Origin of the sequence: Burkholderia sp. Ax-1724, from assembly GCF_011752995.1 — a bacterium.
Taxonomy (GTDB): domain Bacteria; phylum Pseudomonadota; class Gammaproteobacteria; order Burkholderiales; family Burkholderiaceae; genus Paraburkholderia.
In genome coordinates this window covers 106933-128869 of sequence record NZ_VWWL01000015.1, presented here as the reverse complement: position 1 = coordinate 128869, position 21937 = coordinate 106933, and the positions used below count along the sequence as shown (strand labels likewise).

Below are 21937 nucleotides of genomic sequence, written 5' to 3'. Positions count from 1 at the left end.
TCTGTGCACCTGCGCCTCGGGTCAGCCGGCGCATGCGCCTTATGAGCCACATGAGGAGCCGCATGCGCCATGCCGCGCTGCAATCGCTTCAATCCCCCGACGACAGCACCGGATGTCCGCCCGCGAGCGACGAGCCCCTCAGCAACAACGTGCCGCCGCCTGACGCCGCGAGTTCGTTGGCGGCGTCGAGCAGCCGCGGCGCCAGCTCGATCATGCGCTGTTCCGTCAGCCGCGACGAAGGTCCCGCGATGCTCACCGTGCCGACCGCTTCCTGCCCCCGGCGGCGAATCGGCGCCGCCATCGCGGCCATGCCGGGCATGAACATGTCGACGGTCATGCTGTAGCCGCGCTTGCGCGACGCCTCGATATGCGCGAGCAGCTCGCGCACGGTTTGCGGCGCGTTCGGTCCGAACTCGTCGCGCGAGCCGAAACCCTGTTTCGACACGAGCTCGATCGCCTTTTCGTCGGCGAGCGTCAGCATCCATGCAAGGCCGGCCGAGGTGCACGACAGCTGCGCGACCATCCCCATTTCCGGGTCGTAGCGCAGGCCCGAGCGCGCGCCTTGCGAGCGCGCCAGCCACGCGATGTGATCGACGTCGATCACGCCGAGGCGCACGAATTCGCCCGAATCCTGCGCGAGCCGGTCGAGGATCGGCTGGGCGATGTCCTGCACGCCCGTATTCGACAGATAGCTGAGGCCGAGCGAGGCGAGCTTCGTCGTCAGCACGTAGTCGCCGTGGTTGCGCACCTGGCGCACATAACCCGCGTCGCAGAGTTCGGTCAGCAGCCGATGCGCTGCGCTGCGCGGCATCCCGAGATCGTCGGCGATCGCCACGAGCGGCAGTCCTTCGAAATGATGCGCGAGATGTTCGAGCACGCTCAGGGTTCGGGTAGTCGGTCCAGCCATCAGTAGCTCACTCTTCCTGTCAGTCATTGCAACCTGGTTGCCAGCCTGGATGGTACCTGGCGCGTCCAGTGTCGTCTATTGGAAATAATTTCCAAAATACGTAAATATGGAATATAGTTCAAAAAACGGCGAGACCCTTGCCCTCATGCCGCCCCAATACAAATCAAATCATGGAGATAACGCATGCGTCATTCGAAGAGCCCGGCCGCGTCGGCAGCGGTTTTGCGCTGGACTGAAAAAACGACCTCCCTCGCGGCGCTCGCGTGCCTGCTCGCGGGCGCGGCCGTGCCCGCGCCGGCGCGGGCCGACGAGCCGATCAGGATCGGTATGGTGCTCGCCAAGCAGGGCGCCGTCGCGATCCACTCGGAGTACCTGATGCAGGGCGCGAACATGGCGCTCGAGGAAGACGGCGGCAAGGTGCTCGGCCGTCCGGTGCAGCTGATCTGGCTCGACGAGCCGAGCCCGCAGGCGGCGCAGCAGAACATGCAGAAGCTCATCGACGAAGACAAGGTGGTCGCCATCGTCGGCGGCGGCACGAGCGCCAATGCGCTCGCACTCAGCGCGCTCGCGAATCGCGCGAAGATTCCGTTCATCGCGCCGAACGCGGCGGCCGACGAACTCACGGGCAAGGCCTGCAACCGCTATACGTTCCGCGCGCATCTGCCGGTCAAGCCGCAGGTTCGCGCGATGTCGCAGCAACTGCTGACGCTCGGCAAGCGCTGGTACTTCCTGACCGCGTCGTATGCGTTCGGCCAGGGCGTCAGCGAGCAATTCCAGAAGCAGCTCCTCGCCTCGGGCGGCACGGTGGCCGGCGCCGATGCCGCGCCGCTGAACACGCCCGACTACACCTCGTACATCCTGAAGATTCGCCAGGCCAAGCCCGATGTCGTCGTCAGCGGCCTCGCGGGCAGCGACGTCTCGACGTTCCTCAAGCAGTGGAACGAGATGGGCATGAAAGGGCAGATTCCGATCGCGCAGATCGGCTCGGCCGACAGCGATATCTGGGGCGTCGGTCCGAATGCGGTAGCGGGCTACTACTCGAAGGACTGGTACTTCAACAACTCCGCGAACGTCGCCGAAGACAAGACCTTCGCGGCCGCGTATCAGAAGAAATACAAGCATCCCGCGCCCGATCGCGCGTGGACCGGCTGGTTCGTCATGCGTTCGCTGCTGCAATCGATCGATCAGGCGAAGTCGGTCGAGCCGGCCGCGATCGTCAAGGCGCTCGAAGCTTGGCGCGACCCCAACCGTCCGATGCCCGCGTATTACCGTGCATGGGATCACCAGATGCTGGTGCCGATCCTCGTCGCCAAGGTCAAGTCGAAGATCCCCGACAACTACGACTTCCTCGACGTCGTCAAGACGCTGCCCGACAACGCGGCGGGCCTCGACGCGCTGTACGGCGACAAGGCCGACGTCGGCTGCCAGATGGGTGCGCTCTGATGCGCGCCACGGTCCACGCCACGATTCACGTTCAAGGAGCACGGCATGCTTGAACTCCTGCTGTCCCAGGTCGCGAACGGGCTCGTGCTCGGCTTCCTCTACGTGCTGATCGCGATCGGCCTGTCGGTCATCTTCGGCATGCTCGGCATCGTGAACTTCGCGCATGGCGCGTTCTTCGCGCTCGGCGCCTACTTCGCCGTGACGTTGCAGCAGCAGTTCGGCTGGCCCGCCGTCGTGTTCGCGCCGCTGCTGGCCGGGCTCGTCGGCGTCGTGGTCGAGTTCACGCTGATTCGCCGGTTGTATGGCAAGGAGCCGCTGATCGGCCTGATCGTGACGTTCGGCCTCGCGCTGTTCGTCGAGGCCGTAATCCGTCAGTTCTGGGGCGCCGGCGGCCAGCCGTTCAGCGCACCGCCGCTGCTGTCCGGCTTCGTCGTGCTCGGTCCGGTGCTGCTCACGACCTATCGGCTCGCGGTGCTGGCCGCAACGCTGGTGCTGCTCGTGCTGCTGTGGGCGGGGCTCGTCTATACACCGTTCGGCCGCATTCTGCGCGCGGGCAGCCGCGACCCCGAAATGGTCGGGATGCTCGGCATCAATCTGCCACGCGTGCTGACCGGCGTGTTCGGACTCGGCTGCTGCATCGCGGGAGTCGCCGGTCTGCTCGCGGCGCCGCTCTGGACGGTCACGCCGTCGATGGCTTCCGACGCGATCATGCCCGCGTTCGTGATCGTCACGATCGGCGGACTCGGTTCGTATGCGGGCGCGATCGTCGCCGGGCTGCTGGTCGGCATCGTCACGTCGCTGACGGTGCAGTTCAAGCCCGAAGCTTCCGGCGCGGCGATGTACGTGCTCATGGCGCTGATCCTGCTGGTGCGGCCGCGCGGGCTGTTCGGCGAACGTTGGGAGCGTTTCGAATGAAGTCTCAATCTTCTTCCATGCTTCGCCATCCGATCCTCTGGCTCGCGCTGGTGCTCGCGGCCCTGTCGTTCGGCGCGGTCGGCCTCGGCATTCCGCTAGGGCGCATCACCGAGATCGCGATCTACACCTTGTACGCGGCGGGCGTCGGCCTGCTGGTCGGCTACACGGGTCTCGTGCCGTTCGGCGCCTCGGTGTTTTTCGGCTGCGCGAGTTACGCCGTCGGTATCGGTATGGGCCGCCTGTTCTCGAACGAAATCGAGGCGCTTGCGTTTGCGATTGTGTTTTCGCTCGTGCTCGGCTCGCTCGTCGGGCTCGTGATTCTGCGGCGGCGCGGTTTGTACTTCTCGCTGCTCACGCTCGCGTGCTCGCAGATCGCCTACGAAATCGCCTTCAAATGGACCGATTTCACCGGCGGCGAAAACGGCATTCAGGACGTTGCGCGTCCGTGGCTCGGTTCGATGCCCACCTTCCATGCGTTCAGCGTGGTCACGATCGTGCTCGCGATGGGCTTTCTCTGGCGTCTCGCGCACTCGCCGTTCGGCCGCGTCTTGCAGGCGCTGCGCGAAAACGAGCAGCGCGTGTCGAGCCTCGGCTACAACGCGTATCGCGTGAAGCTCGCGGCCTTCGCGATGTCGGCGGCGGTGGTCGGCTATGCGGGCGGTTTGCTCGCGTTGCTGATGCAGGGCGTCTATGCGAATAACCTGAGCTGGCAGCATGCCGGCGATGCGCTGCTGATGGTCGTGCTCGGCGGCGTGCACCAGTTCCTCGGGCCGCTCTGGGGCGCGATCGGCTTCGTGCTGCTGCAGGACAAGCTCAGTGCGATCACCGAGAACTGGTGGCTGCTGTTCGCGCCGATCATCGTGGTGCTGGCGCTGGCGTCGCCCGAAGGCATCCAGGGTATCGCGCAACGGCTGCTGCGCCGTCCGCGCTGGACGCTCATGCGTGCGCAGATCCCGGCGCGGCCCGCGGTCATCGAGCCGTTCAGGAGCGCGAAGGCCGAACTCGATCCGGGCCAGCCGATTCTTTCGGTGCGCAACCTCGGCAAGCGCTTCGGCTCGATCGTCACGGCCAAGGGCATCGATCTCGACGTGATGCCGTATCAGCTGCACAGCTTCATCGGGCCGAACGGGGCGGGCAAGACGACGTTCTTCAACATGCTTAGCGGGTTGTTGCGGCCCGACACGGGCGAGATCGTGTTCGAAGGGCGCGACGTGAGCCGCTTGCCGATGTTCGAGCGCGTGCGGCTCGGCCTTGCGCGTTCGTTCCAGATTCTCAGCGTGTTCCGCGAGCTGACCGCGTTCGAGAACGTGCGCGTCGCGGTGCAGGCGCGCAGTCCGCTGCGTCATTCGATCTGGCTCGACGCATACCGGATCGACGCGATCAACGCGCGGACCTGGACACTGTTGCAGGCCGTGGGACTCGAAGACCGGGCCGAGCAGAAATGCGCGAATCTCTCGCATGGCGAACAGCGTCTGCTCGAAATCGCGGTGTCGCTGGCGACCGACGCCAAGCTGCTGTTGCTCGACGAGCCGCTCGCGGGGCTGGCCGAGGCCGATCGCGAGATCGTCGGCAAGCTGATCCGGCGTCTGGCGTCGACGCATGCGGTCCTGCTGATCGAACACGATATCGATCGCGTGATCGCGTTGTCCGACCGGCTCACGGTGCTGCACCAGGGGCGCCTGATCGCGGACGGCAAGCCGCACGAGGTGGCGAGCCATCCCGACGTAATCAGCGCGTATCTCGGCAAGTCGAAGGACGAGGACGCCGCCGAAACGCTTGCACCGGCCGGGGTTCCCGCGCTCGCGGCGCGCGAGCACGACGGCCGTGTGATCCTGAAGATCGAGAAGCTGTGCGCCGGGTATGACGGCAGCCAGGTGCTCGATCGCCTCGACATGGAGATTCGCGAAGGCGAGGTTGTCGCGCTGCTCGGCCGCAACGGTGTCGGCAAGAGCACCACGCTGCGCGCGATGATGGGCGTCGCGCAGGTCGGCGCGGGACGCGTCGTGTTCGACGGCCGCGACATCACACATGCGCGACCGCACGAAATCAACCGGCTCGGCTTGTCGATGGTGCCCGAGGGGCGGCGGCTGTTTCCGAACCTCACGGTGCTCGAAAACCTCGTGCTCGCGCAACGCGCGGGCGGCGCGAGCCTCGATGAAGTCTACGAACTGTTTCCGAAGCTGCGGGTTCTGCAGAAGTCGAAAGCCGAGGCGCTGTCGGGCGGCGAGCGTCAGATGGTTGCGATTGCGCGCGCGCTGATGGTGCCGAGCCGGATCATTCTGCTCGACGAACCCTTCGAAGGCCTCGCACCGGCCGTCGTCAAGGACATCATGGACGCGGTCGTCAAGCTGCGCGGCCGCGCGAGCCTCGTGATCGTCGAGCACCACGCGGAGAGCGTGCTGCCGATGGCCGATCGCGCGTACGTGATGGTCAACGGACAGATGGCCTTCGCGGGCCCCGCGCACACGCTGGCGAACGACGCCGCGCTGCAGGCGCGTCTGCTCGGCGTCACGGGCGAGCCCGAAGCCGTCGGGTAAACCACGCAGGCGCACCCGCAGCCACTTTCATTCTTTCCGATTTTAGGACCCCTATGAGCTATTCCACCCTGAGCGGCGCCACGCGCGTGATCGCGATCATTGGCGATCCGATCGCGCAGGTCAAATCGCCGGCCAACGTGACGCGCATGCTCAACGAACGCGGGCACGACACGGTCGTGATCCCGATCGAAGTGCCCCCGCGCGATGTCGACGGCTTCATTCGCGGGCTGTCGCTCGCGAAGAACTGCGACAGCATTCTCGTCACGATTCCGCACAAGTTCGCGACGTACGCGCATTGCGCGACGGCCAGCGATCGCGCGGACTTTCTCGGCTCGGTCAGCATTCTGCGCCGCAATGCCGATGGCGGCTGGCATGGCGAAATGCTCGACGGCCTGGGCATGCTGGGCGGCATCAAGTCGCAAGGCGGCGATCCGAACGGCAAGCGTACCTTGCTGATCGGCGCCGGCGGCGCGGGCAGTGCGATCGCGCTGGCCTTGCTCGAAGCCGGTGCATCGCATCTCGCGATTCACGATGCCGATGCGACGCGCCGCGATACGTTGATCGCGCGGCTCAAGGCGCGTTTCGACGCGCGCGTGAGCGTTGGCAGCGCCGACCCCACGGGCTTCGGGATGGTCGTCAACGCAACGCCGATGGGCATGCGGCCCGGCGACCCGTTTCCCGTCGAAGTCGAGAAGCTCGCGCCCGAGGCGTTTGCCGCCTGCGTGATTACGGCGCCGCTCGTGTCGCCGTGGATCGAAGCGGCCCGCGCGCGCGGGTGCAAGACGAGCGTCGGCGTCGATATGTTCACCGCGGAGATGAGCCTGATGATCGACTTTCTCGTCGGGGAGGGCTGATCATGGACGGCCACGCGGGACCGGTGCAATCCGCGAGATCGTGTGATTTGCTCGTGATCGGCGCCGGCGCCGGAGGGCTGTCGGCCGCGGTCACGGCCGCCATTCTCGGGCTCGACGTGATCGTGCTCGAAAAGGAAGCGGTGTTCGGCGGCACGGCCGCATGGTCGGGCGGCTGGATGTGGATACCGCGCAATCCGCTCGCGCTGGCCGCCGGCATTCGCGAAGACGAAGAAGGGCCGCGCACGTATCTGCGTCATGAACTCGGTGAGTACTACGACGAGTCGCGCATCGACGCGTTCCTCGAACACGGTCCGCGCATGATCGAGTTTTATCGCGCCCATTCGGCCGTGCAGTTCATCGACGGCAATCTCATTCCCGACTTTCATGGCCGCTCGCCGGGTGCGTTGCCCGGCGGCCGCTCGGTGTGCGCCGCGCCGTTCGACGGCCGCGAGCTTGGCACACGGATTCGCGACCTGAGGCCGCCGCTCGATCTCGTGTCGTTGTGGGGCATGGGCATCTCGGCGGGCGCGGACCTGCGGCACTTCCTGAAGGCGACGCGCTCGTGGTCGTCGTTCCGTTATGCGGCGCGGCGCGTGGCGATTCATCTGAAGGACCTGCTGTTTCATGGGCGCAGCATGCAGCTCGTGAACGGCAACGCGCTCGTCGCGCGGCTCGCGAAATCGGCCTTCGATCACAACGTATCGATCGATGTTTCGCATTCGGTCCAACACCTGATAGTCCGCGATGGGGTGGTGTGCGGTGCGCATGTCGACACGCCGCAAGGCGCAGTCGACATTACGGCGCGCCGCGGCGTCGTGCTCGCGTGCGGCGGCTTTCCGCACGATGTCCAACGCAAGCGCGCGCTGTTTGCGCATGCGCCGACGGGGCGCGAGCACTGGTCGGCCGCGTCGCCGGGCAATACCGGCGACGGTCTGCGGCTTGCCGAAGCGGCCGGTGGGATGCTCGACGATTCGTTTGCCGAGGCCGGCGCATGGGCGCCGGTGTCGCTCGTCAAGCGCGCCGACGGCAGCACGGGCACGTTTCCTCATCTGATCGAGCGCGGCAAGCCCGGGCTGATCGCCGTGACGGGCGCGGGCAGGCGTTTCGTCGACGAAGCCGATTCGTACTACGACTTCATGCAGGCGCTGTTCGACGCCGTGCCTGCCGGGCAGCCCGTGTTCGCGTGGCTGTTGTGCGACCACCGCTTTATCCGCCGGTATGGACTCGGTGCCGTCAAGCCCGCACCGTTTCCACTCGGACGCTGGCTGCGTTCGGGATACCTCCGGCGTGGCAGAACGATCGCGGCGCTCGCCGAAGCGTGCGGCATCGATGCCGCGACGCTCGACCATACCGTCGCGACGTATAACGCGAGCGCGCGCGAAGGTCAGGACCCCGAATTCGCGCGTGGCGAGACGCCGTACAACCTCATGCAGGGCGATGTCGACCACGCGCCGAATCCCTGCGTGGCGCCGCTCGAAAACGGTCCGTTCTATGCCGTGCAAATCGTGCCGGGCAGCCTCGGCACGTTTGCGGGCCTGTGCACGGACGCGAACGCGCACGTACTCGACGCGCACGGCGAGCCCGTGCGCGGCCTCTATGCGTGCGGCAACGATATGGCGAGCGTGATGGGCGGGCGTTACCCGAGCGGTGGGATCACGCTCGGTCCCGCGATGACGTTCGGCTATATCGCCGCACACGACGCGGCCGGCAAGACGCTGGCCGCATCCGCCAACCGTACTGCAATGACAGGAGAAAAAGATGTTTTATGAACTCACCACGATGACACTGCGCTTCGGCACCGTTGCCAAGGCGTCCGTCGCCGCCGATGCCTACGCACGCGATGCGCAGGCGCGCGGCACGCTGTACGGCATCTGGTTTTCGGATATCGGCGATCTCAATCAGATGGCCGTGCTGCGCGGCTTCGAGACGGCCGAGGAGATGCTCGCGGAGCGCAAGCGCACGCTGCTCAGCGCCGATCCGTTCGGTTGCGGCGAATGGCTCGTCAAGATCGAAATGCATAGCTATGAAGGCTTCGCATGGATGCCCGCGCCGACGCCCGGCGAGCACGGCAAGGTCTACGAAATCCGCACCTACGAGTTCAAAACGGGCGGTCTCGGCCCGACGTTGAGCGCCTGGGAGCGCGACCTGCCCGCGCGGCAGAAGGTTTCGCCCTGCGTGGCCGCGATGTTTGCCTACGATGGCACGCCGCGCTTCACGCAGATCTGGCCGTATGCGAGCCTCGACGAGCGTGCCGCCGCGCGCGCCGACTCGGTCAGCCAGGGCATCTGGCCGCCGAAGGGCGGACCCGACTGGTTGACGACGTCGATGCGTTCGCAGGTGTTCGTGCCGACCGCGGTGTCTCCGCTGAAGTAAGGCGGCCAGCGCGTATTCCTCATGCACGCGCGTGCGCGCGGAGTTCGCCGCACGCGCCTAACCGGATGGAGATTGTTCATGACTGAGGCCGTTGCTCAAAAGCCGGCGTTTTCGCTCGCGCATCTGACGGCGTTGTCGCTGACGCCGCCCGAGCTCGTATCGGTTGCCGCGCAAGCGGGTTACGACGAGGTGAGCTTTCGCCTGCTGCCTGCCACGCCCGGCGGGCCCGCCTACTCGTTGATGACCGATGCGGCCATGCTGAAGGACACGCTCGCACGCATGGCCGATACCGGCGTGCGCGTGTTCGATCTCGAAATTATCCGCCTCGGCGAGCGCTTCGATGCGCGCGATTATCTTCACTTCTTCGAAACCGGCGCAAAGCTCGGCGCGCGCGCTGTGCTCGTCGGATGCGACGACAGCGATCCCGTGCGGCGCGCGCAGGCGTTTGCCGCCTTGTGCGAGCTTTCCGCGCCGTTCGGTCTGACGGCCAACATCGAGTTCATGCCGTGGACCGCGGTCAAGAGACTGCGTGATGCGGTCGCGCTCGTCGAGGAGGCGGGGACGCCGTCGAACGCCGGCGTGCTCGTCGATGCGCTGCATTTCGCACGTTCCGATTCGACGCTCGACGAAGTGCGCGCGTTGCCGCGCAAATGGCTGCACTACGCGCAGATGTGCGACGCGCCGGGAGGGACGCCGAGCACGGATGCGGAGCTGATCCACACTGCGCGTTGCGAACGCCTGCTGCCCGGCGAAGGCGGCATCGATCTCGTGGCGCTCTGGAATGCGTTGCCGAGGGATCTGCCTGTCAGCATCGAAATTCCGAACGATCAGCGCGCACCGCTGCTCGGGCCGTTGGGCTGGGCGACGCAGGCGCTGGAAGCGGCGCGACGCGTGATCGACGCACGCGCTTGATTGGCGTCTCAGGTGTGCGGTGCGAGGTCTCGCGCGATGGCGGCGCGTGATCTCGGACACGGCTGGTATCGCCTCAGGGTTTTCGTCATGTTGACATATCAACATAAGACTCAATACACTTCGATCATCGACTGACCTCGTGGTTTGAAGGACAGTCTTGTGCGGAGAAATGGTAGTGATGAGTCAGAGCACGGAAACCGGATTGTCGAATCCCGAGAACAGGATGGTGGCGATCGTCACGGGTGGCGCAAGTGGGATCGGCTGGGGGATCAGCCAGAAGTTCGCGCAACTCGGGTATAGCGTCGTTATCGCGGATCTGGACGAAGCCGCTGCCGCTGCGCGGATCGGGGAGTTAAGCGGAGATTCACACACGGCGGCCAGGGTCAACGTGGCGAGTGAAGACGACGTCGTTTCCCTGGTGCGCGAGGTGGCGCGGAAATATGGCCGGATCGACGTGCTCGTGAACAATGCGGGCATCGGAGAGCAGCCCGGTTCGACCGTTGAGCAGACCGTCGACGGATTCGACCGGGTCCTTTCCATTCACCTTCGCGGTACGTTCATGATGTCTCGCGAGGTGGCCAGGGTGATGCTCGGCGCAGGGGGCGGGGCCATCGTCAACCTCAGTTCTATTGCCGGGTTGGGCGGCATTCCTGGGCGCAACGCTTACGGTGCGGCGAAGGCGGGGATTTCGTCCATGACGCGCTCGATGGCGGTGGAGTGGGGGCGCAGCGGCATTCGCGTCAATGCCGTGGCTCCCGGCTACGTGATGACCGAGATCGTGCGTACCCTGGTGGCGGACGGTCGCCTGAATACGGCAGGAATCGAAAAGCGTACGCCGATGGGACGATTTGCCGAGTCGTCCGAGATTGCCGATGCGGTCGCCTATCTGGCGTCGTCGTCCGCCACCTATATTACGGGCGTGACGTTAAGCGTGGACGGCGGTTGGGCGGCACATGGCGGTCCGGTGGATTGATTGCTTGGGTTATGCAGCAGGCGCGGAGACGTGCGAAGAGAAACCTCGCGTTTGCACGCCTGCTGGATGGAAAGACGAGAATATTATTTGATCTGTGAAGAAAAGGCCGCCGAGGGTGAGAGCGGTGCCGGGAACCTGAAGAGATTGGGATGAGCAGAGGTCATATGCCGAAGGGTTACATCATTGCGCGAGTGGATGTTCAGAACGAAGAGGAATACGCAAAGTATGCCGCGTTCGCGACTCCCGTTATCAAAGCCTATGGCGGTCGCGTGCTGGTGCGTGGCGGCCCATGCGAGGTGCTTGAAGGCAGCGGTCGATCGCGCAATGTCGTGATCGAGTTCGAGTCGTTCGAGCAGGCAAAGGCGTATTACAAATCAGCGGAGTACGCTCAGGCTCGGGCGCTGCGTGAAGGTTATGCGATCGCCGATTTTATTGCTGTCGAGGGTGCCTAAGGCCTGGTGAAATCCAGGTTGTCCGGTATCGGTGGAACCACGAATCCTATTGAGAACCGTCGATTTCAATCAGATTGCGTGAGATAAGATTGAGCATGGAAATCAATCTTTCTTTATCGTCCGTGGTCAATCCGCGCAGCATGGCTTCTTCCCGGTCAAGTGCGAGCCGCAGTACCCTGGTTCTGAGCGATGTGCCCGCGCGCGTGAGATTCGATTCACTACGTCTTCCATAGGAAGCACGCGTTTCGACGACCCCCTGTTTCACCAGCGCGCTCAGGCTACGGCTGATTGCCGCTTTGTCGAGGCCGAGTCCCTGCGCCAGTTCGGCTCCGCTCGACCAGCCTTCCGCGGCGAGAAAGCAAACGATCCGCCAGTCGACGAAGCCAATGCCGGCGTGCTTTCTGTACGCAGTCGATGCGCCGTGCGATACCCGGTTGGCTGCGGCAGTCAGCACGGCCGGCACGCAGCGCGACAAATCGATCTGGCGAGTCATCTCATCGGCCTCATCCTTGCGGCTGAGCTTGCTTCTCGTCGATCCGACCGCGTTGACACTTCGTTGCCCGCTTGGCGTTGCCTGAGTTTGCTGGGCTTTCTGTGTTTTCACGGTTGGCACGATGAAGGTCCGATTGGGTTTCGCACGTTTCGCACGTTTCGCACGACGAGCGGGGCAGAGGTGAGCGCCTGATTCTACATGCTCCCGTTATCGTGCCCGCGCTACGCTCTCACTCTGCGTCCCAAGCCGGCGCGAAGGCCGGGCTGACAATGCGGATATTCTTCGGCAATTGCGCGATGAGCGCGCGATCTTCGTCATCGAGCGGCACATCGAGCGATGCCAGATTGGCGAGCTGATTAGCTTTGCCGCTCGCCTTCGGCACGGCGGCGACCTGCTCCTGCTCGACGAGCCATTTCAGCGCGACCTGAGTGGGCTGCACGCCGTGCCTGGCGGCGATTTGCTGGATTTCCGGCATCTCGGAGACCTTGTTGCGGGCCAGCGGGCTATAGGCAATCAGCGCCATATCGTGCTGGCGGGCAAAGTCGAGCAGCTTGGCTTGGCTCAACGCGACGTGATACTCGACCTGCATCGCCGCCAGCGGCACCTGCATCACTTCCACGACTTCGCGCACCAGAGCGAGCGGAAAATTCGCCACCCCGATCGCCCGCGCGCGTCCCTCTTCCTTGAACGACACGAGCGTTTCGAGGGTTCGCGCGAGGTCCCAGTCCTGCGTCGGCCAATGAATCAGGAACAGGTCGACGTAATCGGAACGCAGCGCGCGCAGCGTATTGTCGAACGAGGCCCGCATGCGTTCGGGGCTCAACTGGTCCCACCATACCTTGCTGGTCACGTGAATCTGCTCGCGCGGCACCGTCGATTGCACGAGGGCGTCGCCAACCGCCGCTTCGTTGTTGTACGCGGCGGCGGTGTCGATATGACGATAGCCGAGTTCCAGGGCCTGCACGACAGCGCGCGTGCATTCGTCGCCGAGCATGGGCCATGTGCCGAGGCCCAGCTTGGGCATGTTCAGTTGATGGCGATTGACGATGCGTTGCATGAGTGTTTTCTCCGTGTCAGACGCGCGCTTTAGCCTCGCGCGCGCCGGGTGTTTCGTTCGCCGCACCGCCGTGCGCGACGAACTTTGCGATGCGCCAGCCGAACACGATGGCCGGGCCGAGCGTCGTGCCGGGGCCCGGGTACGTACCGCGAAAGATCGACGAGAGGTCGTTGCCGCAGGCAAAAAGGCCTGGAATCACGTGGCCTGCCTCGTCGATCACTTCGCCGTTCGCGTTGCCGCTCAGTCCCGCGCTGCACGCGAGATCGGCGGGCCATACGGTTACGGCGTAATACGGTCCCGCACCGATCGGCCGGATGCACGGGTTGGGCTGCTGGCGTGCGTCGCCGTTGAAGCGGCTCATCGGACTGCTGCCTCGCTCGAATGCGGGGTCGTTGCCATTGGCGGCGTCGCGATTATAACTTTCGACCGTGCAGGCGAGGCCCGCCGCATCGATCTGGAGCTTCGCGGCCAGTTCGTCGAGCGTGTTGCCTTTCACCAGATATCCCGAGCGTTCGAATTCGGCGATGCGTCCCGCACCGCGGCCGGGCATCAGCAGGCCGAGGCCATACTCGTGGAGAAATGCCGCATCGACGATCAGATGCGCGGGCACGCTCGCGCCGTTGCCGTTGCTGTTTTGAGCGTCGCGCAGCATGCCCATCACGAAGTCGTGATACGAGTTCGATTCGTTGACGAAGCGCTCGCCCCGGCTATTCACCGCAATGAGTCCGGGCTTCGCGCGATCGAGGATGATATGCGGCCAGACGCTGTCTTCGCCCGCACTGCCGTTGCGTGCGCGCTGGATCGAGCAGGGCATCCAGAGGCCGGGGCTGTCGCCGCCGTTCTCGACCTTTGCGCCGACCTGGTGGGCGCGGTCCACACCGTCGCCGGTATGGGTTTGCGGTGCCAGCGAAAGGCCGCGCGCGCCGGCCGGAAAAAGCTGATTGCGCAGCGTCGGGTGGCGCGTGATGCCGCCCGTTGCGAGCACGACGCCGCGGCGCGCGCCGATGCGCCGGCGGCCGCCACCAGGCGTCGCGACGATTGCGCCGGTTACGCGGCCGTCTTCGCGCACGAGTTCGACGAGCGGCGTGTCGAAGCGGACCTCGACATGGCGCTTGAGCAGGCTGTAATAGAGCCGTGCGGCCAGCGCATTGCCCATGACGAGTTGCGTGCCGCGCGGATAGCGCAGCCGGTCCATCGCATAGCGCCCCACGACGGCGAGCGTGCGCCTGAAGTTGGCAAGCGTGGCGAACGGCGCGAGCAGCGCATTCAGATCGTTGCGCGCGACCATCATGCCGCCGAGTCCCATGAACTCCTTGCGCGGCGGCCGCACGCGCGCGAAGGCTTTGCCGAGCACGCGCGCGTCGAACGCCACGGGGGCCAGCGCGCGGCCGCCATAGGCCGCGCCGGGTCCGTTCACGTAGTCGGGGTGAGCCGCGGCGGCGACGAACCTGACCTCGCTGATCCGGGTCAGCTCCTCGATGGCCTGCGGGCCGCTTTGCAGGAAGGCCTCGCGTGCTTCGTCGCCACCGCGTTCGCCGACCACCGACTGCAGGAAGCGCCGCGCGTCGTCGACACTATCGGGCACGCCCGCGTCCACGCTCAGCTTCGTGCCGGGCACCCACGTGGTGCCGCCCGAGGTGGACGTAATGCCGCCCACCATGCCGGTCTTCTCGCACAGCAGAACCTTCAGCTTCTCGTGGTCGGCCACGAGCGCGGCCGTCATGCCGGCCGCGCCCGCGCCGAATACCAGCAGATCGACTTCCTCATCCCACCCTTGCCACTCCTGCCGCCCCTGTTGCCTGACCGCACCCATCTCCGTGCCTCCTCCATTCCGGTTCGCCGCGCGCGCATGGCTGAATGCGCGTGGCAAACGGTGTTCTTGATTTTGGAATCATATTCCAATAAATAAAAAAGTGGAACAAGATTCAAAATTAAGCGGCGGCAGAGGACAGCGCAGCGAATCAGTACGTGGCACGGCCTCCGGAGAGGTCGAAGGTCGCGCCGCTCGAAAACGAGCATTGATCGGAAGCGAGCCAGGCCACGAGGTTGGCCGCTTCCTGCGCGGTGCCCGCACGCTGCATGGGGATTTTCGCGAGGCTTGCGCCGAGGGCCTCGGGCGTCAGCTGCGCAAGCAGCGGCGTCTCGATCAGGGCGGGCGCGACGCAGTTCACGCGGATAGGCGTGAGCGCGAGTTCCTTGCCCATCGATTTCGTGAAGGCGATCACGCCCGCTTTCGCGGCAGAGTAGGCGGACATCTGTGGATTGCCCTCCTTGCCCGCAATCGAAGCGAGGTTCACGATGCGCCCGAACCCGGCCTCGCGCATCGGCTGCACGGCGGCGCGCGAGCAGAGGAACACGCTGCGCAGATTCACGTCGATGCAGCGTTGCCAGGCCGCGAGGTCGCAGTCGGTTACGTTCGCGACCGGACCGGTCGCGCCCGCGCTGTTCACGAGCACGTGCAAGGTGCCGAAGCGCGCGAGCGTTGCATGCATGGCGGCCGCGACGGATGCTTCGTCGGTCACGTCCACGCGCACGCCGAGCGCCGAGCTTTCCGGCAGCGCGCGGGCGGCCTCGTTTGCCGCGTCGCCGTCGAGATCCCAGAGCGCGACGCGGTGGCCGTCGTGTTGCAGACGCGCCGCGATGGCCCGGCCGATGCCGCCCGCGCCCCCGGTCACGACCGCGATTCGCGAGTGCGTATTCATGCCTGGGAATCCAGAAGAAATTCCACCATGCGATCGCACACGCGCGTGAACATCTGCGTGCCCGTTACGGTCTTGCAGCCGCGCGCGCGTGCCGCGGCGATGAAGGGCGTGAGCGGCGGCTTCGTGACGACGTCGCCCACGAAGGCGCTGGCCGGCAGGCGCGAGACGTCGATGGGCAGCGGGTCGTCGGGGCGCATGCCCATCGGCGATGCGTTCACGACCACGTCGAACGATTCGGCGGCGACCTCGCTCGCGGCCACGCGCACCGCGCCGCGCCCGAGCGTGGCGAGGCGCTCGACGAGCGAGCCGGCGCGCACGCTGTCGTTGTCCCACACGTCGAGCGAGCCGACGCCCGCGTTCACGAGCGCCTGGGCGATGGCCGAGCCGGCGCCGCCCGCGCCCACGAGCAGCGCGTGCTTGCCGCGCAGGTCGCAGCCTTCGTCGGCGAGTGCGGCGACAAAGCCGGCGCCGTCGAACATGTCGCCGTGCCAGCCGCCGTCGGGCGTGCGGCGCAAGGTGTTCACCGCGCCGAGGAACGCCGCCTGTTCAGAAAGGCTCGCGCAGAATTCCGTCGCGCTGAACTTGTGCGGCACGGTGATGATGACGCCGTCGACATTGCGCATGCACGCAACGCCCGCGAAGAACGCGGCGAGATCGGCCGGCGCGACGTGCGCGGGCACCACGAGCGCGTCGCGGCCCGCTTCGCGCATTGCTGCCGTCACGCCTTTGGGCGAACGCACCTGCGCGATCGGATCGCCGACGATGTAGTAGACGCGCGTGGCGCCGCTCAGGCCTTCGTCGAGCGAAACCGGCGTGGCCGCGACGGCCTCGGCGGGCGTGGAAGAGGGGGAAGTCATGCTGATTTCATCTCCTGGGTTGTGCCGGCATCATCGTGCACGATGCCGGGCGGTCTTGCGTGCGCGAGCGCGTGCTGCTTCAGGGCGCTCGCGCGGCTTGCATGGGTCGTGCCCCCGAAGCGCCGCCGTTGCGGCGCAATGGCGTTGGCGGGCGGCGTCAGCGGGCAGCCATCGTGCAGCCGATTTCCTGGCGGGTGCCGTAGAGCCGGTCGAGGTCGGTCGGGTTCTTCGGCACCACCGAGACCTGGTTGAGCCAGTCCCACTTGTCGGTGATGTGGTCCTTCACCTTGAACACGGTCCAGCGCCGCAGAAGCTGATGATCCCACGGACGGAAATACGCGGGGCCCATGCTGTCGCCCAGTTGCACCGTTTCGAGGCTCTGCACGATGTCCGGGCCCGAAGTGCTCTTCGCCTCGTTCACGGCCTTGAGCAGCGAGCGCATGGTGAACCAGCCGATCCATGCCTTGTCGGCGGGCGGCTTGCCGTACTTCGCGGTGTACTGCTTGATGAAGGCGATTTCCTCGGGCGAGTGGTCGGGCGAGCTGAAGTGCCACGGCTTGCCGTAGTAGCCGGTTGCGGCGTCGACGCTGATCGACCAGAGGTCGGAGTCGCCGATGATCGGACAGGCCACCGGAATCTGGTTCTTCATGCCCATTTCGGCGTACTGCTTGAGGAACGTGGAGAGGTCGCCGCCGGGCAGGCCGAGCAGCACGACATCGGGCTTCGACTGGCGGATCTTGAGGATGAACGCGCTGAAGTCGGTGGTGTTCAGCGGCGTGACGTCCGCACCCACGATCGTGCCGCCCGACTGCTTGAGCAGGTCCGACATCGAGCGCTGGATGTCCTGCCCATACGCGTAGTTCGCCACGAGGAAGTGCCATTTCTTGCCGATCGCGAGCAGCGACGGCGCGAGCGCGCGGCAGGTCACGGGCGTCGGACTCAGCACGCGGAAGGTGTACGGATTGCAACTGCTGCCGGTCAGCTCGCGCGCGGCGGCATTGGGCGCGATATAGGGCGTTTTGGTGCGCATCGCGACCGACGACATCGCCAGCGACGTACCGCTGTTCGTGCCGCCGATCACGGCAACCGCCTTGTTCTCTTCGACGAGCTTCTGCATGTTCTGCTGCGCCGACTGCGGATTCGGTTCGTCGTACCAGACGAGGTCGACGCGGCGGCCGCGCGCCTGGTTGCCGGCCTGGTCGAGCGCGAGCTTTACGCCGTTGGCGATCACTTCGCCCTGTTCTGTCCACACGCCCTGCTTGGCCATCAGCAGGCCGAGCTTGAGCGGCTGCTCGCCCTGCGCGCGCACGAAGGCGGGCGCCGCGAGCACCGCGGCACCGCCCGCGAGTGCCTTGCCGGCCGTGGCGAGCCACACGCGCCGCGAGATCGCCGAGGCGGGCGGCGTTTCTGCCGTCGACGTTTCGGGGGCCGAAAGGTGGGTGTCCTGTGAGTGCTTGTCCGTCATGTGTCTCCGCTCCTGCCCCGTTTGAAGGGCCTGCTTCGTTGTGGTCGGCACATCGCGCAAAACGGTTGTGCCCGAAAAAAGCAAAAGTGAATCTTGATTCAAAGTGGAATAGTATTCAACAATTAAAGAGAATTTCAAGGTATCGGGGTAATCACCCGTAGCGGCGCTCCGGTGCCGATCTGTTCAACCGAAGCAAGGAGAGATGCGCAATGGCAAGGAGACGTATGGCGGTGATCGGCGCGGGTGCGATCGGCCGGATGCATGTAGAGCGCGCGCGGCTGCATCCGCATGCGCAAGTGGTGGCGATCGCGGACCCATCGCCGGCCGCGGAGCAGTTCGCGCGTGCCGAAGGGCTGCGCTGGTTTGCCGACTACGCGGCGCTGCTCGACGAAGTGCGCCCCGAAGGCGCTATCGTCGCCACGCCGAACGCGACGCATGTGGATGTCGGTCTCGCGTGCGTCGCGCGCGGCGTGCCGGCGTTGCTCGAAAAGCCCGTCGCCGATCGCGTGGAGGACGCACTGCGGCTGGACCGCGCCGCGCGCGAGGCGAACGTGCCGTTGCTGGTGGGCCACCATCGCCGCCACAATCCGATCCTGCGCCGCGCGCGCGAGATCGTGCAGTCGGGGCGGCTCGGCAAGCCGGTGGCGGCCAACGCGCTTGCCACCTTCTACAAGCCCGATGGCTACTTCGACGTGCAGTGGCGCCGCGAGACCGGCGGCGGTCCCGTACTCATCAACCTGATTCATGACATCGACATCATGCGGTTTCTGTTCGGCGAGATCGTCGAGGTGCAGGCGCAGACGTCGAGCGGCGTGCGCGGTTTCGCGGTGGAAGATACGGCTGCCGTGCTGCTGCGTTTCGCGAGCGGCGCGCTTGGCACGCTCGTCGTGTCCGACACGGCGGCCGCGCCGTGGAACTGGGACCTCGTGGCGGGTGAGGCCGCGCATTACCCGCGTCAGCAGGAGAACACGCACTTCCTGATCGGCACGGACGCGTCGCTCACGCTGCCGCAGCTCGACGTGTGGGAATACCGCAGCGGCAAGGGCTGGCACGAGCCGTTGACGGTGGAGCGCAGCACGCCGCATGCGGGTGATCCGTATCACGAGCAATTGCGCCACTTCGCCGCGGTGATCGCAGGCGAGGAGGCGCCGGTGTGTGCCGTGGACGACGGCGCGCGCACGCTCGCGGCGACACTGGCGGTGCACCAGGCGGCTGCGGCACGCGCGCCCATTGCGCTCGATCTCGCTGAAGCCGTGCGGCGATAAATACTCAGGATGGCTGATGACCGTGGCGATAGAACGCCACGGTCTCGCGCAGGCCGTCTTCGAGCGAGGTTTGCGGCAGGCCGGGCAGCAGGCGCGCGAGCGCGGGATCATGGGGAAACGCACTGGCGATCGGCAGCGGCGGCCCGCTCGCATCGATTTGCGCACCCGGAACGATCGCCGTGATCCTGTCGATCAGCGTGCTGATCGGCGTTATCTCGCCCGCCAGCGTGAACGCGTGCGCGCCCTCGAAGTCGTGCAGCAGCGCTGTTTCGTAGGCCGCGGCGACGTCGTCGGCGAAGATGAGACCCGTCGAACCGCTGAACGGAATCGTATAGCGTTCGCCGCGCGCGGCCGCGCGGCAGGCGAGGCTCGGTCCCGCGCTCGAGCCCGATTCGCGCCCCGCACCGTAGACCACGAGCGGCCGGAAACCGATGCTCGCGATGCCGTGGTCGTGCCAGTACGCGCGGGCGGAGCCTTCGCAGGCGAGCTTGAAGGCGCCGTAGTGCGTTTGCGGCAGCGGCGTCGCGCCGTCGTCGGGGCCGAACACGCCCGCGCTGCTCGCGTAGAGCACGCGGCGTATACCCGCCGCGCGTGCGGCATCGAACACGTTCAGCGTGCCGAGCAGGTTGATCTGTGCGCCGCGCACGGGATTCGCCGCGCAATCGGGCGTGAGGATGCCCGCGAGATGAATGACCGCGTCGCAGCCTTCGAGCGCACGGGCGGTGTCTTCCGCGCTGGCGATATCGCCGGTGCGCCACTGCACCGAGGCCGCGCGCTCGGGCGACAGCGTCTCGATGAGCCGCGCGTTCGCGCGCAGGTCGAACGCGACGCAGTCCATGCCGCGCGCCAGCAGCCGCTTCATGATCCACGCCCCCAGAAAACCGCTGCCGCCCGTAATCAGTACCCGCATTGTCCTGTCTCCATGTTGTTCATCATGTCACAAATTTTTGCTGAGCCATATTTGTTGAATACTATTCCATATAGAAAATTAATTCCACAAATCTGCGCGATGGTGCTGCTCGGGAGCGCACGTCACGAGGGGGCGGTTTGTGACCGTAAATCTAGGGCATTGACCGCGAGCACGCCCATGCGAATCTGCTTGAATTCCAGTGTGGAATTGTGTTCTCATTTGGCTATTACGATAACGATGAGAAAGCTAAATGGCAGGGAATCTTGAGCGTGCGCTGGCCGTGCTCGAACTGTTGGCGAAGAATGGCGGCCGCATGCCGCTGGCCACGATTGCGGACACGCTGAACATTCCGCGCAGCGGCACGCACCGGCTCCTCTCGATGCTGATCGACGAGGGCTTCGTGCGCCAGGACGAAGAGCATGGCGAGTATCTGCTGGCCATGAAGCTCGTTTCGCTGGCGCTGATCTATCTCTCGACGAGCGGGGTGTTCGACATTTCGCAGCCGGTGCTGGACCGGCTGGCCGAGGCATCGGGCGAACTGGCGCGGCTTGGCGTGGTGGAGGGCGATCACCTTACCTTCGTCGGCAAGGCGCAGGGCGCGAAGTCGGGCTTGCGCTACGACCCGGACATGGGCAGCAACCCGCCGCTGCATTGCACGGCCAGCGGCCAGGCGTGGCTTGCCACGCTGCCGGACGAGCGCGCGATCGAACTGGTGTCGAGGCAGGGGGGGCTCGGTGCGAAAGCGCGGAACGCGCCGCGTGCGCCGAAGACGATCCAGCAATTCCTGAAGGACCTGAACGGCGCGCGTCAGCGCGGCTACGGTGTCGCTATCGAGACCTACGAGGCCGGTATGACGTCGATTGCGGCGGCGGTGCGCAATCCCGTTACTCATGAGGTCGTGGGCATCGTGAGCCTCGCGGGTCCGAGCACTCGCTTGCCGGAGTCGCGTCTGAAAGAGCTCGCGCCGCATTTGCTGGAAGCGGCAACGGATATGGGCGCGGCCACGCTGACTTCGCGATATTTCAAGCAGAGTACCGTGGCCGGTGCCGATCAAACTCGCGTGCAGGCGGTCAAGCCGAAGACGCGAGCCGCGAAGTCGCAATAGGCTGCGTCGTCATGAAGGCGACAGCATGAAGCCGCTCATGACGTGGATCGAAGGCGCGCGTTGGCGTGCGTCGGCATCGCATTGTTTCGAGGGGCTGCTGATCCACGTACCGTGCGCGCTCCTTGCACAGTCGTGGTGGGTAGGGGCGCTGTGCGTCGTGGTGTGGTACTGGTCGCGTAAGAAGCTCGAAATCGAATACGCGGTCAGCCCGTCCGATCACGTGCCGGCCTGGTCGTCGGGCTGGTTCCCCTGGCAGTGGAGCGCGTATCAGGTGCTCGATGTCGTGCTTCCCGCGATCAGTTCATGCGCGATTGCGCTGATGTCGCCACCTGTTTTTCACTTTGCGTGGCATGGCTGATTCGGCGCTTCGTCCGGTGAATTACAGCGGCGGTGGTCGCTTTGTGCCGCATGGCGTTTGCGAAGCCATGCGGCAATAGGCCTGATGGGGGTCAGGGGAAGATGGCGCGTAATCGGTCACGCCAGTTGGGCGGAATACTCAATGCTCCGGTATCGCCGATCCGCGCTCCCTGGAAACCCACCGCGCTATCGTCGGGCATAAACCACGGCATCCCCCCGTCCATCGATTCAAAGTCAACCCGTGCGAGCAGTTTGCCGCTGCGTGCGTCGTAGAGTTTCCCAACAAAGAAATCAACGGCCCCATTGCTATCCGTCACGCACGATTCCGCACGGTATAGTCCATTGTGAGAGATTGAGCTA

Annotated in this window: 21 protein-coding genes; 12 read left to right on the top strand and 9 right to left on the bottom strand. The window is 65.6% G+C overall.

Going from position 1 to position 21937, the window contains the following annotated elements:
• Positions 1–88 precede the first annotated feature (88 nt).
• On the bottom strand, positions 89–907 hold the full coding sequence (locus F3J19_RS19000) for an IclR family transcriptional regulator (protein ID WP_167044284.1): 819 nt from the start codon (positions 905–907) through the stop codon (positions 89–91).
• A gap of 183 nt (positions 908–1090) precedes the next feature.
• Between F3J19_RS19000 and F3J19_RS18995 the strand changes: the two genes are divergently transcribed.
• The 9 genes from F3J19_RS18995 to F3J19_RS18955 all read left to right on the top strand — a co-directional run bounded on the left by F3J19_RS18995 (position 1091) and on the right by F3J19_RS18955 (position 11366).
• Positions 1091–2350: an ABC transporter substrate-binding protein gene (locus F3J19_RS18995; protein WP_167044280.1), complete on the top strand. Its 1260-nt coding sequence runs from the start codon at positions 1091–1093 to the stop codon at positions 2348–2350.
• Positions 2351–2395: 45 nt separating this feature from the next.
• The gene (locus tag F3J19_RS18990) at positions 2396–3265 is read left to right on the top strand and encodes a branched-chain amino acid ABC transporter permease (RefSeq protein ID WP_167044277.1); all 870 of its coding nucleotides are present in this window, start codon (positions 2396–2398) and stop codon (positions 3263–3265) included.
• On the top strand, positions 3262–5802 hold the full coding sequence (locus tag F3J19_RS18985; RefSeq protein ID WP_240159075.1) for a branched-chain amino acid ABC transporter ATP-binding protein/permease: 2541 nt from the start codon (positions 3262–3264) through the stop codon (positions 5800–5802). The genes F3J19_RS18990 and F3J19_RS18985 overlap by 4 nt, the downstream gene beginning before the upstream one ends.
• A 53-nt stretch (positions 5803–5855) precedes the next feature.
• Entirely contained in the window at positions 5856–6656 is an 801-nt protein-coding gene (locus F3J19_RS18980) for a shikimate dehydrogenase (protein ID WP_167044274.1), read from the top strand.
• A gap of 2 nt (positions 6657–6658) precedes the next feature.
• Positions 6659–8425: an FAD-dependent oxidoreductase gene (locus F3J19_RS18975; RefSeq protein ID WP_167044271.1), complete on the top strand. Its 1767-nt coding sequence runs from the start codon at positions 6659–6661 to the stop codon at positions 8423–8425.
• Entirely contained in the window at positions 8415–9029 is a 615-nt protein-coding gene (locus F3J19_RS18970; protein WP_167044268.1) for an NIPSNAP family protein, read from the top strand. Before F3J19_RS18975 ends, F3J19_RS18970 begins: the two co-directional genes overlap by 11 nt.
• A gap of 78 nt (positions 9030–9107) precedes the next feature.
• Positions 9108–9941 carry a sugar phosphate isomerase/epimerase gene (locus F3J19_RS18965; protein WP_167044264.1) on the top strand — a complete coding sequence of 278 codons (834 nt, stop codon included), beginning with the start codon at positions 9108–9110 and terminating at the stop codon, positions 9939–9941.
• A 178-nt stretch (positions 9942–10119) separates the two neighbouring features.
• The gene (locus F3J19_RS18960) at positions 10120–10914 is read left to right on the top strand and encodes a glucose 1-dehydrogenase (RefSeq protein ID WP_240159073.1); all 795 of its coding nucleotides are present in this window, start codon (positions 10120–10122) and stop codon (positions 10912–10914) included.
• Positions 10915–11078: 164 nt separating this feature from the next.
• A complete protein-coding gene (locus tag F3J19_RS18955; RefSeq protein ID WP_167044261.1) occupies positions 11079–11366 on the top strand; it encodes a DUF1330 domain-containing protein in 288 nt (95 codons plus the stop codon).
• A gap of 46 nt (positions 11367–11412) precedes the next feature.
• On the opposite strand, the gene F3J19_RS18950 is transcribed toward F3J19_RS18955, so the two are convergent.
• From F3J19_RS18950 to F3J19_RS18925, 6 genes are all read right to left on the bottom strand, one after another.
• Positions 11413–11970: a MarR family winged helix-turn-helix transcriptional regulator gene (locus F3J19_RS18950; protein ID WP_167044258.1), complete on the bottom strand. Its 558-nt coding sequence runs from the start codon at positions 11968–11970 to the stop codon at positions 11413–11415.
• Between the two features lie 118 nt (positions 11971–12088).
• Positions 12089–12916 (bottom strand): aldo/keto reductase, encoded by an 828-nt coding sequence (locus tag F3J19_RS18945; RefSeq protein ID WP_167044255.1) that lies wholly within the window; start codon positions 12914–12916, stop codon positions 12089–12091.
• A gap of 16 nt (positions 12917–12932) precedes the next feature.
• Complete coding sequence (locus tag F3J19_RS18940) at positions 12933–14729, bottom strand: FAD-dependent oxidoreductase (protein WP_167044252.1); 1797 nt, start codon at positions 14727–14729, stop codon at positions 12933–12935.
• A gap of 148 nt (positions 14730–14877) precedes the next feature.
• Positions 14878–15618 (bottom strand): SDR family NAD(P)-dependent oxidoreductase, encoded by a 741-nt coding sequence (locus F3J19_RS18935; protein ID WP_167044249.1) that lies wholly within the window; start codon positions 15616–15618, stop codon positions 14878–14880.
• Positions 15615–16475, bottom strand: coding sequence for a ThiF family adenylyltransferase (locus F3J19_RS18930; protein ID WP_167044246.1), 861 nt, complete (start codon positions 16473–16475; stop codon positions 15615–15617). Before F3J19_RS18930 ends, F3J19_RS18935 begins: the two co-directional genes overlap by 4 nt.
• 157 nt (positions 16476–16632) lie before the next feature.
• The gene (locus tag F3J19_RS18925) at positions 16633–17940 is read right to left on the bottom strand and encodes an ABC transporter substrate-binding protein (protein WP_167044243.1); all 1308 of its coding nucleotides are present in this window, start codon (positions 17938–17940) and stop codon (positions 16633–16635) included.
• Positions 17941–18149: 209 nt separating this feature from the next.
• Between F3J19_RS18925 and F3J19_RS18920 the strand changes: the two genes are divergently transcribed.
• Positions 18150–19205 (top strand): Gfo/Idh/MocA family oxidoreductase, encoded by a 1056-nt coding sequence (locus F3J19_RS18920; RefSeq protein ID WP_167044241.1) that lies wholly within the window; start codon positions 18150–18152, stop codon positions 19203–19205.
• 4 nt (positions 19206–19209) lie between these two features.
• Here F3J19_RS18920 and F3J19_RS18915 read toward each other — a convergent pair whose 3' ends face one another.
• Positions 19210–20115 carry an NAD(P)-dependent oxidoreductase gene (locus tag F3J19_RS18915; RefSeq protein WP_167044239.1) on the bottom strand — a complete coding sequence of 302 codons (906 nt, stop codon included), beginning with the start codon at positions 20113–20115 and terminating at the stop codon, positions 19210–19212.
• Positions 20116–20365: 250 nt separating this feature from the next.
• Here F3J19_RS18915 and F3J19_RS18910 point away from each other — a divergent pair, with 250 nt between their 5' ends.
• Positions 20366–21220, top strand: coding sequence for an IclR family transcriptional regulator (locus F3J19_RS18910; RefSeq protein WP_167044237.1), 855 nt, complete (start codon positions 20366–20368; stop codon positions 21218–21220).
• 25 nt (positions 21221–21245) lie between these two features.
• The gene (locus F3J19_RS18905) at positions 21246–21578 is read left to right on the top strand and encodes a hypothetical protein (RefSeq protein ID WP_167044235.1); all 333 of its coding nucleotides are present in this window, start codon (positions 21246–21248) and stop codon (positions 21576–21578) included.
• Positions 21579–21669: 91 nt separating this feature from the next.
• Here the strand turns inward: F3J19_RS18905 and F3J19_RS18900 are convergent, their stop codons facing one another.
• The gene (locus F3J19_RS18900; protein WP_167044233.1) at positions 21670–21894 is read right to left on the bottom strand and encodes a hypothetical protein; all 225 of its coding nucleotides are present in this window, start codon (positions 21892–21894) and stop codon (positions 21670–21672) included.
• Between the last annotated feature and the right edge of the window lie 43 nt (positions 21895–21937).